Origin of the sequence: Micromonospora sp. NPDC048999, assembly GCF_040649295.1 — a bacterium.
GTDB lineage: Bacteria > Actinomycetota > Actinomycetes > Mycobacteriales > Micromonosporaceae > Micromonospora.
Genome location: NZ_JBEZFI010000019.1, coordinates 45,811 through 60,936, shown reverse-complemented (window position 1 = coordinate 60,936; position 15,126 = coordinate 45,811). Strand labels below are relative to the sequence as shown.

Here is a 15,126-nt window from a genome sequence, read left to right as displayed (position 1 = left end):
GTTTATCCTTCCCTCGTTTGCTGAAGCTGAATGAGGAACGCTCGCATCTGATCCAGCGCCGGATGGCTCGTCTGCTCGGCCAGAGCCACCGCTCGGCGCTGGAATTCGATGGCATCGTCCACTCGCGCCATCCCTAGGAGCAGAGCGGCCATATTGGACTGCGCCACGGCCTCCGATCCGCGATCACCGATGACGTGGACTACCTCAAGAACTTCATCCAACGTGTCCTTCGCCCCAGCGAAATCGCCTTGCTGGAACTTGATACCGCCGATGTTGTTGAGGGTAGTTGCTTCGCCGGCGCGGTCGCCGACCTCCCGCATCACGGGCAGGGCCTGCTGAAAGTAGGACAGGGCCCGCTGCAGGTCCCCGAGCCCGTCGTACACGCCGCCGATGTTGTTGAGGGTGGTTGCTTCGCCGGCGCGGTCACCGACCTCGCGCAGGATGGGCAGGGCCTGCTGGTAGTAGGCCAAGGCCCGCTGCCAGTCCCCGAGCCCGTCGTACACGAGGCCGATATTGTTGAGGGTGACGGCTTCGCCGGCGCGGTCGCCAACCTCCTGCCGGATGGGCAGGGCCTGCTGGTAGTAGGCCAGGGCCTGATGCCGGTCCCCGAGCCCGTCGTACACGCCGCCGATGTTGTTGAGGGTGGTTGCTTCGCCGGCGCGGTCGCCGACTTCCCGCACGATGGGCAGGGACTGCTGGTAGTAGGCCAGGGCCTGCTGCCGGTCTCCGAGCCCGTGGTACACGAGGCCGATGTTGTTGAGGGTGGCGGCTTCGCCGGCGCGGTAGCCGGCCTTCCGCGCGATGGGCAGGGTCTGCTTGAAGTAGGTCAGAGCTCGCTGTCGATCCCCGAGATCGTCGTAGGCGAGGCCGATGTTGTTGAGGGTGGCGGCTTCGTTGCCGTCGTCGCCGGCCTCGCGGTACAAATGCAGGGCCTGCTCGTAACTGGCCAGGGCTTCCCGGGGTTGCCCGGTAGAGGACTGCGCCCAACCCAGGTCATAGAAGGCGCCGGCGTCCGGGCCGAGGGTCAGGGTCGCGTTCGCGAGGGCCGCGACAGCCGCGAACCGGGACCTGAGCAGCCACACCCTCGCCACCCGGGCTCCGACCTGCCGGGCGATCAGCGGCTCCCGGCCCGCCACCGCCAGCCGATGCACCTCCACCCACTGGGCAACCGTGCCAGCCGGCCTACCGTGAACCAGAGAATCCGGCATCGCGTCCCGCCCGCTGTTGGCCCCTGAGCCCGGACCATTCGCCAACCCGAAAACCTCGCCTCACATCCACCTGGCCGGCATGGTCCATCGCCAACGCCGGTCAGCGTCCGCCCAACAACCGGAGCCCCTCCACAATGGCCGGCACTTTACGGCTGGCACCGATCCGGCGGACCGGAACGACCATGATCTGACATCAGAAACCACTCTCAAGCCGGATTGTCCGATCACCGCCGTCGGCGTACACACCGAGCCATTCCGGACCATGTTGGCCAGCTGGATGTGCGTCGTGCCTTCGACATGTTGGCGTCGATCAGCAGGCTCCAGCAATGGGCCGGCACCCGGGCAATGGGCCGGCACCCGGGCCCGGTTGCGGTGGTGGCGGCGTGGCGATCCATCACGAGTCTGCATTCGGTGACGCGATCGTCGCCGCGCTGCTCGCCGACGGCTGGGCGGAGGGCGACCGGGCCGACTACCGTCCCGAGCTTGGCCTCGACACCAGCCAGCTCTTCGCGTTCATCGGGGCGACCCAGGCGCAGGAGTGGGAGGACCTGGTCACCTACTACGGCGGTGACCGGGACGCGGCGCAGCGCGGGTTCGCCAAGCGGCTCGACCAGGCGATCGCCACCGACGGGCTGCTCGACGTGCTCCGCAAAGGCGTCAAGGACCACGGGGTACGGATCCGCCTCGCATACTTCAAGCCGTCGTTCGTGGAGTCGGAGGCGATCCTGGCCGACTACCGCCAGAACCGGCTCACCGTGGTCCGGAGCCGGAGTACGCGACCAAGCAGGCCGACCGGGGGAACCGCCTCGACCTGACGGTGTTCCTCAACAGCATCCCAGTCGCCACCGCCGAGCTGAAGAACCCGCTCACCGGCTCCGGGGTGGAGCACGCCAAGGAGCAGTATCGGACCGACCGCGACCCGACCGAGCTGATCTTCTCGCGCCGGGTGGTCGCGAACTTCGCCGTCGATCCGGGCCTGGTCTTCGTCACCACGCAGCTGCGGGGCGCGCAGACCCGGTTCCTGCCGTTCAACACCGGCAGCGAGGGGCCGGGGCGTCCCAGCGGCCGGGGCAACCCGCCGGCCACCGCGTACGGAAAATATGCCACCTCCTACCTGTGGGAGGAGATCTGGCAGCGGGACAACTGGCTCGACCTGCTGGAACGCTTCGTCCACCTGCACCAGGAGAAGGCCGCCGGTGGGCGTACCCGAAAGTCTTTGATCTTCCCGCGCTATCACCAGTGGCATGCGGTGCGGCGGTTGACCGCGCACGCGGCCCGGCACGGCGGCGGGCACAACTACCTGGTGTTGGCCTCGGCCGGCTCGGGCAAGTCGAACACCATCGCCTGGCTCGCGCACCGGCTGTCGTCGCTGCACACCCCGAACGACCCGGCGGCGCTCGCACCGGACGCGCCCGCCGCCGGCGTCAAGCCGGGCAGCCCGGTCTTCGACAAGGTCGTCATCATCACCGACCGGCGGAACCTGGCCTCCCAGCTCCGGGACACCGTCGGCAGCTTCGAGCAGACCGCCGGGCTGGTCGTGAAGATCGACGAAAGGTACGGCGCCAAGTCGGAGCAGCTCGCCAAGGCGCTCTCCCAGGAGACCGGCAAAATCATCACGGTCACCCTGGCCACCTTCCCGGCCCTGGTGGATTACCTCCAGCGCAACCCGACCGAGATGCGCGGCAGCCGGTTCGCGATCATCGTGGACGAGGCGCACTCCTCGCAGGCCGGTGAGGCCGCCACCGACGTACGCCGGGTGTTGCGCGACCTCGGTCTGGACGCCGACTCCGACGACGCGGGCGCGACCAGCGCCGCCGGGCCGCAGACCGCCGAGGAGAAACTGACGGCGAGCGTCCGCAAGCGGCAGCGCAGCGGGAACCTCTCCTACTTCGCCTTCACCGCCACTCCGAAGCACAAAACCCTCGAACTGTTCGGCACCCTCGGCGAGTACCAACCGCCCTGCGCCAGTTCCGGCAGGTGCTGACCCACGTACGCGCCGCCTCCAGCGAAGTCTCCCCCACCGCCCTCGACCTACGCCGCAACATCGGCATACTGCTGCTCTCCGAAGGTAGGGCCGCAGAGGCCATGGACGAGCTGCAGCCGCTCTACGACGACCTCTGCGTCGTCTACGGCCCACAGCACGAGGAGACCCGAGAAGTAGCCGACCTGCTTGCCCGGCTCCGACTCGCCGCCGGCCAATAGTTCGATCGCCCCGAGCGATCCTGGTCATGCGACGATCCGCAGCGGATGCTCAAGCAGGTCGGTGAGGGCGGCGAGGAACTGCGCGGCCAGGGCACCGTCGATGATGCGGTGGTCGGCGGTGAGCGTGTATCGCATCCGGCGCCGCACTTCCAGCGTCTCCCCGGACAGCGTGGGCTCCGGTGTCGCGGCACCGACGGCGAGGATCGCGCCTTGGGGTGGGTTGATGATCGCGGTGAAGTGCTCGACTCCGTACATGCCGAGGTTGCTGATTGTGAAGGTCCCGTCGGCCATGTCCACCGTGTTCAGCGTCCGGTTCGCAGCCTTGTCGGCTAGCGCCCGGGTCTGCGCGGAGATCGCCGTGACCGACATCCGGTCGGCATCGCGGATCACCGGCACGATGAGCCCGGCCGGAGAGGCGACGGCGATGCCGATGTTGACCCGCCCGTGCAGCAGGGTTTGGCCACGGCCCTCGGGTGAGTAGGACGCGTTGACGCCGGGGCGCTCGCGTAGGGCGAGCGCGACCGCCCGCACCATGAGGTCGTTGACTGTCACCTTTCGTCCGGCATCGCGCAGCGCGGTGTTCAGCTGCACCCGGAGTGCGAGGAGGCCCTCCAGGTCGGCGGATGCGGTCACGGTGAACGTCGGGATGGTTGTCGCGCTCTTGGTGAGCCGCGTCGCGATCGCCTGTCGCACCGGATCAAACGGCACCGTTGTCGTTTCGCGCCCGTCCTGCATCGGCAGTGCTGTGACACCGGCCGCAGCAGGCGCAGGTGAGCCGGTCTCGACCGGTTCGTTGGCAAGCGGTGCAGGCGTCGGCACCGATTCGAGGGCGTCGAGGTCCGCGCGGACGATCCGACCACCGGGACCCGTGCCGGTGACGCTGCTCAGGTCGATGCCGCGTTCCCGCGCGAGCTTGCGTACCAACGGGGTCGCGGCCCGGTGCTTCGGCTTGGCGGCGGTCGCCGCGAGTGCGGGTGGCGCCACTTGCGGGAGTGAGACGTTCTCGTCACCGGATCGGTCGTTGAGGCGGGCAATGGGTGTGCCGATGGCGGCGTTCTCGCCCTCGGGGACAAGGATTTCGACGAGGGTGCCGCTCTCGTAGGCCTCGTACTCCATGACGGCCTTGTCGGTCTCGATCTCGACGAGGATGTCGCCGGCGGCGACCGGGTCGCCGGGGTGCTTGTGCCAGGTGGAGATGGCGCCTTCTTCCATGGTGTCGGACAGGCGCGGCATGAGGATGTCGATCACGAAGGGTCTCCGATCAGCGGCGCCGGGCGACGGCGTCGAGGGTTTGGCGGATCGCGGTGATCGCGTCGTCGGCGGAGGGCAGGGCCGCGGTCTCAAGCGGCTTGGCGTACGGGAGTGGGACTTCGGCCATCGCGACGCGGCGGACGGGGGCGTCGAGCCAGTCGAAGGCGCCGTCGGAGATGGTCGCGGCGATCTCGGCGCCGATGCCGTAGGTGAGCCAGTCGTCTTCGAGGACGACGGCGCAGTTCGTCTTCTGGACCGAGGCGATGATCGTCGCCCGGTCCAGTGGGCGGAGGCTGCGGAGGTCGACCACCTCGACATCGATCCCATCACTCTCGGCGAGCTGCTCGGCCACCTGGAGCGCGACCGCCGCCATCCGGGAGTAGGCGACGACGGTGATGTCGGAACCTTCGCGAGTGATCTTTGCCTTGCCGATCTCAGCCGGTACGTCCTCGTCGTAGACCTCGCCCTTGGTGTTGTAGAGCGCCAGGTTTTCCAACACGAGGACGGGGTCGTCGTCGCGGATCGCGGCCAGCATCAGCGCCTTGGCGTCGGCAGGGTTCGAGGGGGCGACGACCTTCATGCCGGGGACGAAGGCGTAGTAAAGCTCGATGTTCTGCGAGTGGGTTGCGCCGAGCTGCTGCCCGCCGCCGCCCGGGGTGCGGATGACCATCGGCACCTTCGCCTGGCCGCCGAACATGCCGTAGATCTTGGCGGCGTGGTTGACGATCTGGTCCAGGGCGAGCAGGGAGAAGTTGATCGTCATGATCTCCACCACCGGCCGCAAGCCGAGCATGGCGGCGCCGATCGCGGCACCGGTGAAGCCCTCCTCGGCGATCGGAGTGTCCCGCACCCGCTTCGGGCCGAACTCGGCGAGCATGCCGGCGGTGATCTTGTACGAGCCTTCGAACAGGCCGATCTCCTCACCGATCAGGAACACGTTCTCGTCGCGCAGCATCTCCGACCGCAGCGCGTCGTGCAGCGCCTGCCGGTACGTGATCACGCTCATGCTGAAGCTCCGATCTGCTGGACGGTCGGCCGTGGCGCGGCGGGGAAGAGCGCGTCCCCGGGAAGCCGACGGGAATCGTTCGGCACCGGAGTCGCATAGGTGTAGTCGAACAATGTCGACACCTCCGGGTGGGGGCTGGCATCGGCGAACTCGGCGGCCGCGGCAACCGTGGCGGCGGCCGCGGCGTCGATCTCGGTGATCAACTCGTCGGTCAGCAGTCCTTGTTCATGGAGTCGGACGGCGTAGGCCGCGATGGGGTCGGCCGCCTTCAACGCCTCGGCTTCCTCCTTGCTGCGGTACTTCGCCGGGTCCACCACCGAGTGCCCCTTCAGGCGGCCGGAGACGGCCTCCAGCAGGTACGGCTTCCCGGCCCGGGCCCCGGCCAGTGCGGCCTTGGCGGCTTCGTGGACGGCGACCGGGTCGTTACCGTCCACGCGGGCGGAGGGCATCCGGTAGGAGGACGCACGCTTGTACAGTTCGGGTTCGGCGGACGACTGCTCGACGGTGGTGCCCATGCCGAGTCCGTTGTTGATCACGACATAGACGATCGGCAGGTTCCACAGGGCGGCGATGTTGAGGCATTCGTGGAAGGCGCCGATGTTCGTGGTGCCGTCGCCCATCAAGCACATCACCGCTTCGGATCCGCCACGGTAGTCAATGGCCAGCGCGGCCCCGGTCGCGAGGGGTAACTGGCCGCCGACGATGCCGTACCCGCCCATGAACCGGGACGCGATGTCGAACATGTGCATCGACCCGCCCCATCCCCGCGATACACCGTCCGCGCGCCCGTACAGCTCGGCCATCACCCGTTCCGGGCCGATGCCTCGGGCGATCGCGTACCCGTGCTCCCGGTAGTTGGTGAACACGTAGTCGGAGTCGTCGAGCGCGGCCATGAGACCGGCGACGGTGGCCTCCTCGCCAAGGTTCAGGTGGCAGTAGCCGCCGATCTTCGCCTCGGTGTAGGCGCGGGCAGCGCGCTCCTCGAACCGGCGGATCAGCACCATCTGCCGGTAGAACGCCACCAACTGCTCGTCACTGACAGTTGGTGGTTCTGTGTTCGCCGAGATCTTGCGCCTGCTCCTCGTCATGGACTTGTCGGCCGTTCTGGCCGGTGCGCTCGAGGGCATGTGGGTCTCCTTCTCGCCCGGGCACGCCACAGCCGATCGATGGGTCGGTCGTGGCGCGTCCCTGCGGGCCGAGGTTGAGGACTCAACGCCGGTTGAGATCAACATCGACCAGGTAATGAAACGTAGATCGTTTCATTATAGGATCGGTGGCGCCCGGTTGTCGACGAGAGGGACCTTGATGAGCACCAGCCCGTCGCAGGCGCCCCGTCGCAAGCGCGGTCGCCCGACCGAGGCAGAGCGGACCCAGCGGCGCGACGAAATCCTGGATGCCGCGGTGCGCCTGTTCATCGCGGGCGGGTTCGGTCAGGTCTCGCTTGACGAGGTGGCCGCGACGGCTCACGTCGCCAAACGCACCATCTACAGCTACTTCGGCGACCGGACCGAGATCTTCGTCGCCGCCGTGGAACGGCTTCGCCGCCGCGCCCTTGACCTGACCGGTGGCGAAGACGACACCCTGACCGAGCTCGCGACCAAGATCGTCTCCGCGTTGCACTCCGATGAGGCGATCGGGCTGCACCGGCTGATGGTCACCGAGGCCCACGCCTTTCCCGACCTGGCCAAACGGTTCTACCGCGACGGCCCAGAGTCCTACATCCGGGCACTCGGCGAACGCCTCCCCGAGCCGGATCCCGACCTGGCGCGTGCGCTGTTCACTCTCCTGCTGGGTGAACCGCACCGTCAGCGTCTACTCGGCCTGAGGGCCGCGCCAACCCGAGCCGAGGCGCGAGGACATGCGATCGCCGCGCTCACGCAACTGGGGCTCTACAACGAGCCCACCGCGACGTGAGATGAACAGCAACGCCCGCATCCCATCGAGAAGCTGTTGACCAGATTGGCTAATGCCGTTAGCCTTAAGCTAAGCTCATTAGCCAGCGTTGGAGGTTGCCATGCCCGAGTTCCTCACCGTTCACGGCGGCACGATCGCGTACGAGGTCACCGGCACCGGCCCGCTGGTCGTCCTGGCGCACGGCATGGGCGACAGCCGCGCGTCCTACCGCTTCGTCGTGCCCCAACTGGTCGCGGCCGGCTATCGCGTGGCCGCCGTCGACCTGCGCGGCTGCGGCGATTCGAGCGCCGAGTGGCCGTCCTACACCCGCACCGACATCGCGGGCGACCTCATCGCGCTGGTGCGGCACCTCGGCGGCCCGGCCGTGCTGGTCGGGCATTCGGTCTCGGGCGGCGCGGTCACCATCGCCGCAGCTCAGGCGCCCGAGCTGATCGAGGGCATCATCGAGCTCGGGCCGTTCACCCGCAAGCAGTCGATCCGCCTCGGCGACCTGCGGGTGAAGCGCTATCGCAGCGGCATGACCCGGCTGCTGATGACCGCCATCCTGGGCAGCGTGAAGTGGTGGCACAGTTACCTCGACGTCGCCTTCCCGGGACGCAAGCCGGACGACTGGGCCGAGCAGCTGCGGCGCATGGCGGCCATGCTCGGCGAGCCCGGCCGGATGAAGGCGATGCAGCGCATGGGCCAGTCCGCGCCGACCGACGCCGGCGCACAGCTCGGCAACGTCCGCTGCCCCGCGCTGATCGTCGAGGGCTCGCTTGACCCCGACTGGGCCGACCCGCGCGCCGAGGGCGAGGCGATCGTGGCGGCGATGCCGGCCGGGATCGGCAAGGTCGAGGTGATCGAGGGCGCGGGCCACTACCCGCACACCCAGTTCCCCGACGAGACCGTGGCGCTGCTGCTGCCGTTCCTCAAGACGTACGCCGGTGCCTAGAAGCTCAGCCAGCCCTTCACCCGCTGGTCCATCCGCAAACTGCTCGCCTACCTGCGCAAGGTGCACGGCCGGGTGATCCGCATCGGCCGCGAGGCCCTGCGCTAACCCCGGGCCCAGTGGCGCCCGCAGGAGCGCGCGCACCACCGCCAGATGCGTCACAAGTGCGCGTTTACGCGTTCGGGTCCCAGTCTGCGAGCTGCTCCATCGGCTCGGTGTCGCCGGTGGTCTCCAGGCCGTCGAGCGGGACGCGCGCGTAGAAGTAGAGGACCAGTTCGCTCGCTGCGCCTCGCATCGCCATGTCGCCCGGCTCCGCGTCGGCGGCGAGGTCGTCGCAGCGGACGCCGTCAGCGTTGAGGGTCAGGCGCCAGGAGCGGCCCTCGGTCGTGTGCAGGTCGATGGTCGCCGGCTTGAACGGCCAGGGGACGGTCGTCGCCGAGACGGTCGTCAGGAACTCGTCGACGCCCTCGACCGCGACGTCCGTCGGCAGCGGCTCTGCGGCCCCCAGGGTGAGCTGGGCGTCGTAGGTGTGGACGGCGATCTCCTGGATCTGGTGCCGGGCCACGGCTCCGCTGGTCTCCGGGGCCTGCGAGCGGCCCCACCAGGTCCAGCAGCCGCGGTCCGGGCCGGCCTCGCGCATCGCGTCGAGCATGAGCTCGGTCGACTCGGCGAGCCAGGCGTCCAGGGCTTCGCGGTCGCGGGGCGCGGTCGGGGCGCCCTTCGGGTCCGTCCTCGCCGGGGGCTCAGCGCCCGGGCCCGCCGCGATGATGGCGGCCTGGCGGCGGCGGCCGTCGCCGAGGTGCTGCGCCAGTTCGCGCAGCGTCCAGTCCGGGCAGGTCGGGACCTGGACGTCAAGGTCGGGGGCGGACGCGATCGCGGCGCGGAACGCGGCCGAGCGGTCTTCGATCAGCCGCAGGACCTCGGGGAACTCCACAATGCTTTGCACCTCGGTTGTGTATCACTGCGCTCCGACCGCCGGGTAGCGAATTTGTCGGACGAACGCGTCGACAGCCGGACGAAGCGCCGGCGCCGAAGCCCTGAAACTCCGCGCACTGCTCGCCAACGGCGCCTTCGACCGCTACTGGACCTACCATCTGGGCCAAGAGCACCAGCGCAACCACCAGGCCCGCTACCAACTCGCTGCTTGACCTACGAAGTCACGACCCAGCAATCCGCACCCTGGCATCCTCGCCGACGCCCTCGGGCTCAACGCGACCGTCATCGCCGCCGCCGTCCTCACCGCCGCCTCCGGCATCTTCGCCGCCCGCTGGATCACCGAAAACCCCACCCGGTGACCGGCCGCCCCACATGGATTTCGTTCCCGTGCACGATGCCGGCACCGTAGTGCCTGGAATCGCCGGTAGCTCTCGGGCACACCGGTGTGGAGTCAAGTCGTTCCGATCACGGATGCAGGTCGATCACCGACGCTCCTGAGCGGCTCGGTCGCCATGGACCCGCCCCCCGGCATGGCGGCAGCCACCTACCATCGAACAGAGACGATTCAGCGGGCACACCCCGAGGCTCGACCCGCCGGCCGGATTGACGGATACCGCATGACATACGAGGAATCCCTCCACCTGACCGCCGGGCAACCCCCGTCCGCGGCGGCAGGCGCCGGCGCGGGTCTGGTGGAGACCGCCGCGTACGCGAGGACAGCCCGGATCGACGAACTGCGCGCCACCGAATACCGGCATCTCGACCGCGACGGCCGGGTCTACCTCGACTACGCCGGGGCCGGGGTGGCCGCCCGGGCGCAGATCGTCGCGCACCATGACCGGTTGCTCTCGGGCCTGTACAGCAATCCGCACTCGGAAAACCCCACCTCCGAAGCGACCGGGTCGCTCGTCGAGTCAGCCCGGCGCGCGGTGCTCCGCTTCTTCCGCGCCGACCCGGCCGAGTACGCGGTCGTCTTCACCCCGAACGCCAGCGGCGCCTGTCGTCTGGTGGGCGAGGCGTACGGCTTCGGCCCCACCCGCCCGCTCGTGCTGACCTGGGACAACCACAACTCCGTCAACGGCATCCGGGAATACGCCCGCGCGGCCCGCGCGGTGGTCCGCTACGTGCCCCCGGCCGGGCCCGACCTGCGAACCACCGAGTCCGACGTGGTCACCGCCCTGGTCGCCGGCGCAACCGGGTCGGCGGGCCGTTCCCGGCGGGGCGGGTCCGGCAACGCCGGGCTCTTCGCGTACCCGGCGCAGAGCAACTTCACCGGGGTGCAGCACCCGCTGGACTGGGTGGACCTGGCCCATCAGCACGGGTACGACGTGCTGCTCGACGCCGCCGCGTTCGCGCCGACGAACCGACTCGATCTCAGCGCGGTGCGCCCGGACTTCGTCTGCCTGAGCTGGTACAAGCTCTTCGGCTACCCCACCGGCATCGGGGCGCTGCTCGCCCGCCGCGACGCGCTGACCCGACTGCGCCGACCCTGGTTCGCGGGCGGCACCATCCGGGCGGTCAGCGTGCAGGGTGACTGGCATCAGCCGATGGCGGACGAGTCCGGGTTCGAGGACGGCACGCTCAACTTCCTGAACATCCCCGACGTGGAGTTCGGGCTGAGCTTGCTCGACTCGATCGACGTCGACCTCGTCCACACCCGGGTCGGCCTGCTCACCGGGTGGCTGCTGCAGCGACTGACCGCGGCGCGGCACCGCACCGGCCAGCCGCTGATCCGGGTCTACGGGCCGCGCACGAGCGACGCCCGGGGCGGCACGGTGGCGTTCAACATCCACCGCCCGGACGGATCACTCGTCGACGAGCGGCTCGTCGCGCTCGAATCGTCCGCGGCCGGCTTCGCCCTGCGTACGGGTTGCTTCTGCAACCCGGGCGCCGCCGAGGCCGCCTTCGGGATCAGTCGGGAGTCGCTGCGACGTGCGCTGCTCGCGCATGCCGAGACGATCGACCAGTACCTCACCGTGCTGCGACAGCCGACCGGCGGCGCGGTACGCGTCTCCTTCGGCCTGGCCTCGACCGCGGCTGACGCGGAGCGGTTTCTCGCCTTCGTGGAGTCGACCTACCTGAACCGCGATGGTCCCGCCGGCGCGCGACTGGCACCCCGGCTACGCTGCTGACCCCGACGGTCGGCGGCGTCGCCCAGTACGCGCACCGGTTGAATCCGCCCGCAGGTCAGCCGGCCGGGGCTGGCTTGTACGCGGTGACCAGCTCCCAGGGGCCGGGTAGCACCGCCACCCGTTCGAAGCCGACCTCCGCGAGGAGCTTGGTGTAGAAATCCACCTCACGCAGTCGACTGACGCTGCTGTCCACGCCGATCAGGAAGTAGCTCCAGAAGAACTGCATAGCCAGTCGGTCCGGGGTGCGGAACTCCTCGCAGATCAGCAGCAGCCCGCCCGGCTCCAGCGCCGCGTACGCCTGCTCAACCAGGCGGCGGGCCACCTCGTTGGGCCAGTCGTGCAGCACCCGCACGAACGACAGCGCGTCGTACCCCGGGGGTAGCGGCTCGGCGAAGAAGTCGCCGCCGACGAACCCCAGCCGGTCCGCATGCCCTCGCGCGGCCCGGGTGGCCGCCACCAGCGGTGCCACCGCCGGCAGGTTGTACACATCGGCCCGCAGCCCCGGGGCGGTGTCCAGCACGTGCGCGGCGAGTGTCCCGTCACCGCCGCCCACGTCCAGCAGGCGGCGGCGGTGCGGCCAGAGCAGCTCGGCGTGCCGCCGCACCGCCTCGATCACCGGCCCCAGCCCGACAGCCATGCTGCGTTCGAACTCGGCGGTCTGGGCGTCGGTCTTCGGCGGCCAGGCGAAGTCGTCGTCGCTCATGCTGACCTCGCCGCGCAGGCTCTCGGCCAGGCGGCCGTGCAGTCGCCGCCACGGGTAACGGTCCCGGTCCCGCTCGATCGCGTCGGGGCCGACCACCGCGGCGACCGCGTCACGCAGCCCCGGCACCGCCCGGTAGCTGGTCGTGCCGATGTCGTCGGCGGGCTCGTCGCGGGTCAGGAAGCCGAGGCTCTCCAGGCAGTCGAGGAACTTGTACAGCCGCAGCGGGCGCACGCCGAATCGGGTGGCCAGCGCGTCGAGGCGGGCCGGGCCGGGCTCCAGCGCGTCGAGCAGTCCCATGCCGAACGCCGTTTCCAGCACGTCCATGGCCTTGGGGCCGTTGGCGAGCAGGCTCATCAGCGCCCGCGGCGAGAGGGTGACGGTCACCGATGCAACTCCTTCTCCAGCGCGTCCATGAACGCGTCGACCTCGTCGAGGGTGTTGTAGACGTGCGGGCCGACCCGCAGGTAGCCGCGCCAGCTGCAGATCGCGTCGCGGGCGGCCAGCCGCCGCTTCACCGCCTCGCCGTCGGGGACGTCCAGGCACACCACGCCACCGCGGCGGTGCGCCGCGGTGGGGCTGACCACCGCGATGCCGGCCGCACCGGCCCGATCCAGGACCCGCTGGGTGAGGGCCAGCGAGTGTCGCCGGATGGCCTCGATACCGATCCCGGCCAGCAGGTCCAGCCCGACCTGGGAGACCAGGGAGGTGAACGGGAACGGGGTGCCGCCGGCGAACCGACGGGCGTCCGGTGCCCAGCCGGTGGACGGCTGGAAGGTCAGCGCCCGGTCGCCGGCCTGCCAACCGGTGGCCGCCGGCGCCAACTCCGGCAGCAGGTCTGGACGGACGTAGAGGAAGGCGGTGCCGACGCCGCAGAGCCACTTGTGCGCGCCGCCGAGGACGACGTCGACGCCGAGGGTGGTGACATCCAGCGGAACCACCCCGACGGTCTGGAAGGCGTCCACCACCACGAGCGCGCCGACCTGGTGGGCGCGGGCGACCAGGCGGGGCAGGTCGACGGTGGCACCGGAGGTGAAGCTGGCATGCGACACGCACACCAGCTGCGTCCGCTCGTCGATGCGTGCTTCCAGGGCGTCCTGGTCGAGGTGGGGTCCGCCGGCGCCGACCACGTCGAGGTGGGCACCGTAGCGGCCGAAGGCCCGGAGGATGAACGGCACCGTCGGGTACTCCAGGTCGGTGGTGACGACCCGGTTGCGCGGCGGACGGTAGTCGAAGCAGGACGCGACCCGGGCGAGCAGGGTGCTCATGTTCGCGTCGGTGACGACGCTGCCCGGCGGTGCGCCGATCAGGTCGGCCAACGAGTCGGCGTACCGGTCGAGGTCGGCGTGCCAGCCCTGCCACACGTCGTCACGCCAGGTGCGCAGCGTCTGCCAGTAGTCGTGCAGGACCCGCTCGACGCCCCTCGGCACCGCGCCGGTGGAGTTGTTGTTCAGGTATACGCAAGTCTCGAGCAGCGGGAACTCGGCGCGCAGTGCAGCGTGCGCGGCAGCGTCGAGGCAGCGCGCCACGTCAGGCCCGGATGGCGGATCGGATCGGCTCACGCGGCGTTGCCTCCGCTCGGGTCAATCGGGCGGGGATCGGGGGCGGCGGCGGTGAAGACCGGCGTGGTGAGGACGGCTGCCAGGTACGGCGTGCCCTCGGTGTAGCCGGTGCCGGGCCGGGGGCCGAGCATTCGGGTCGCGACCTGGTAGTGGGTACGCCGCCACTGGAGCAGCGTCCCGCCGAACGCCGCCATCCGCCGCGCCACCAGCTCGCGGTCCGGGTTGTCGAGCCGGCCGTCGCGGACGGCCGAACGGTACGCCTCGTCGACGGTCGGCTGGCCCGCCCGTACCCGGTCCCGGACCTCTGGTACCGACCGGTAGGCCACCGAGTCCAGCCGATCCTCGTCCGGCGTACGGCAGAGCGACTCCACCAGCTTGTAGGAGCGGGACTGGATGGCGCTGGCTCCCTCGGTGTACCGCCGGAACGTCCGGAACGACTCCGCCTGCATGGTGGCCAGCAGCGAGAAGAGCGGGCTGGCGGTGCCGAGCAGGTCCCGGGCGTACCCGAGCCGGCCGGCGGCTGCACGAGGGGCGTGCCCGGTCAGCGCGGCGACCGCCGCGCCCAGCTCGTCCGCGATTCCGGCGAAAAGGCACTCGTACGCCTGGAGCACCCGGATGAACAGGTATTCGTCGTGGGTCACGTGGACCGGCAGCAGGCTCAGCCGCAGCGGCAGATCCCCGGCCGGGTCGAGGTCGCCGGCGACGGCGCACAGCGCTGCGGCGGTGGCCGGCTCACCACCGTCGGCCGGGCTGGCCAAGCCGAGGCGGGCCAGCGCGGGCGAGACGGCCCGGACGCCGAGCCGGCAACGCTTGGCCACTACGGCCGGCCCCGGACGCTGCTGCGGGAGCAGGCCCGTGGCGTTGGCGACGGCGGCCAGCTCAAAGGCCAGAGCGTCGGCGACCAGACGGACGAGGAGCCGGTCGCGGGCCTGCCGCGCGGTGGCGTCCTCGGCAGGGGGCGGGGCGTCCGCTCCGCAGGGCAGCCGGAGTAGACGCAGGGCCAGATAGCTGCGGTAGTCGTAGCGGCCGTCCCACTTGTCGAGTGCGACGTCGAGGAAGTCACGCAGCAGCCGTGCCGGATCGCCGCCCGTGGACGCCGTGGCACCGGCCGCCCTCGCTCGTGCCTCATCGAGCAGGGCGAGGAAGCCCTTGTCGGCGAAGTGTTTCCCGACCCGGTGGAACTCGCCCAGCACAGCCGGGTAAGGGAAAGTGCGCGGGTCGGTCGCGCCGGACAACCATCTTGTCAGCTCGTGCACGATCCGCCCTTCGACGTACCCGGATAGG

General features: G+C 70.1%; 14 protein-coding genes. 6 read left to right on the top strand and 8 right to left on the bottom strand.

What is annotated here, in order from left to right; all coding sequences use genetic code 11:
• Window positions 1-2: 2 nt before the first annotated feature.
• Window positions 3-1,157, bottom strand: a complete 1,155-nt coding sequence (locus AB0C02_RS20305; protein ID WP_357549937.1) for a tetratricopeptide repeat protein — start codon at window positions 1,155-1,157, stop codon at window positions 3-5.
• A gap of 434 nt (window positions 1,158-1,591) precedes the next feature.
• Here AB0C02_RS20305 and AB0C02_RS20300 point away from each other — a divergent pair, with 434 nt between their 5' ends.
• The 3 genes from AB0C02_RS20300 to AB0C02_RS20290 are packed head-to-tail and all read left to right on the top strand — an operon-like array spanning window position 1,592 to window position 3,410.
• On the top strand, window positions 1,592-2,023 hold the full coding sequence (locus AB0C02_RS20300) for a hypothetical protein (protein ID WP_357549935.1): 432 nt from the start codon (window positions 1,592-1,594) through the stop codon (window positions 2,021-2,023).
• 2 nt (window positions 2,024-2,025) lie between these two features.
• Window positions 2,026-3,192, top strand: a complete 1,167-nt coding sequence (locus AB0C02_RS20295; RefSeq protein WP_357549933.1) for a DEAD/DEAH box helicase family protein — start codon at window positions 2,026-2,028, stop codon at window positions 3,190-3,192.
• Complete coding sequence (locus AB0C02_RS20290; protein ID WP_357549931.1) at window positions 3,186-3,410, top strand: hypothetical protein; 225 nt, start codon at window positions 3,186-3,188, stop codon at window positions 3,408-3,410. Before AB0C02_RS20295 ends, AB0C02_RS20290 begins: the two co-directional genes overlap by 7 nt.
• 24 nt (window positions 3,411-3,434) lie before the next feature.
• Here the strand turns inward: AB0C02_RS20290 and AB0C02_RS20285 are convergent, their stop codons facing one another.
• The 3 genes from AB0C02_RS20285 to pdhA are packed head-to-tail and all read right to left on the bottom strand — an operon-like array spanning window position 3,435 to window position 6,689.
• Entirely contained in the window at window positions 3,435-4,658 is a 1,224-nt protein-coding gene (locus AB0C02_RS20285; RefSeq protein ID WP_357549929.1) for a dihydrolipoamide acetyltransferase family protein, read from the bottom strand.
• Window positions 4,659-4,671: 13 nt separating this feature from the next.
• Window positions 4,672-5,667: an alpha-ketoacid dehydrogenase subunit beta gene (locus AB0C02_RS20280; RefSeq protein ID WP_357549927.1), complete on the bottom strand. Its 996-nt coding sequence runs from the start codon at window positions 5,665-5,667 to the stop codon at window positions 4,672-4,674.
• Window positions 5,664-6,689, bottom strand: coding sequence for a pyruvate dehydrogenase (acetyl-transferring) E1 component subunit alpha (gene pdhA, locus AB0C02_RS20275; RefSeq protein ID WP_357549924.1), 1,026 nt, complete (start codon window positions 6,687-6,689; stop codon window positions 5,664-5,666). The genes AB0C02_RS20280 and pdhA overlap by 4 nt, the downstream gene beginning before the upstream one ends.
• Window positions 6,690-6,720: 31 nt before the next feature.
• On the opposite strand from pdhA, the gene AB0C02_RS20270 reads away from it, so the two are divergent.
• Both AB0C02_RS20270 and AB0C02_RS20265 read left to right on the top strand, forming a co-directional pair.
• Entirely contained in the window at window positions 6,721-7,581 is an 861-nt protein-coding gene (locus AB0C02_RS20270; protein ID WP_357549922.1) for a TetR/AcrR family transcriptional regulator, read from the top strand.
• Window positions 7,582-7,681: 100 nt separating this feature from the next.
• Complete coding sequence (locus AB0C02_RS20265) at window positions 7,682-8,515, top strand: alpha/beta hydrolase (protein WP_357549920.1); 834 nt, start codon at window positions 7,682-7,684, stop codon at window positions 8,513-8,515.
• Window positions 8,516-8,684: 169 nt separating this feature from the next.
• Here the strand turns inward: AB0C02_RS20265 and AB0C02_RS20260 are convergent, their stop codons facing one another.
• A complete protein-coding gene (locus AB0C02_RS20260; protein WP_357549919.1) occupies window positions 8,685-9,458 on the bottom strand; it encodes a maleylpyruvate isomerase N-terminal domain-containing protein in 774 nt (257 codons plus the stop codon).
• Window positions 9,459-10,065: 607 nt separating this feature from the next.
• Between AB0C02_RS20260 and AB0C02_RS20255 the strand changes: the two genes are divergently transcribed.
• Entirely contained in the window at window positions 10,066-11,580 is a 1,515-nt protein-coding gene (locus tag AB0C02_RS20255) for an aminotransferase class V-fold PLP-dependent enzyme (protein ID WP_357549917.1), read from the top strand.
• Between the two features lie 55 nt (window positions 11,581-11,635).
• Here the strand turns inward: AB0C02_RS20255 and AB0C02_RS20250 are convergent, their stop codons facing one another.
• Genes AB0C02_RS20250 through AB0C02_RS20240 form a run of 3 tightly spaced genes read right to left on the bottom strand, consistent with a single transcriptional unit; the run spans window position 11,636 to window position 15,098 of the window.
• Window positions 11,636-12,667 (bottom strand): methyltransferase, encoded by a 1,032-nt coding sequence (locus AB0C02_RS20250; protein WP_357549915.1) that lies wholly within the window; start codon window positions 12,665-12,667, stop codon window positions 11,636-11,638.
• The gene (locus tag AB0C02_RS20245; protein WP_357549912.1) at window positions 12,664-13,842 is read right to left on the bottom strand and encodes an aminotransferase class V-fold PLP-dependent enzyme; all 1,179 of its coding nucleotides are present in this window, start codon (window positions 13,840-13,842) and stop codon (window positions 12,664-12,666) included. Before AB0C02_RS20245 ends, AB0C02_RS20250 begins: the two co-directional genes overlap by 4 nt.
• The gene (locus AB0C02_RS20240) at window positions 13,839-15,098 is read right to left on the bottom strand and encodes a hypothetical protein (protein ID WP_357549909.1); all 1,260 of its coding nucleotides are present in this window, start codon (window positions 15,096-15,098) and stop codon (window positions 13,839-13,841) included. Before AB0C02_RS20240 ends, AB0C02_RS20245 begins: the two co-directional genes overlap by 4 nt.
• Window positions 15,099-15,126: the final 28 nt, after the last annotated feature.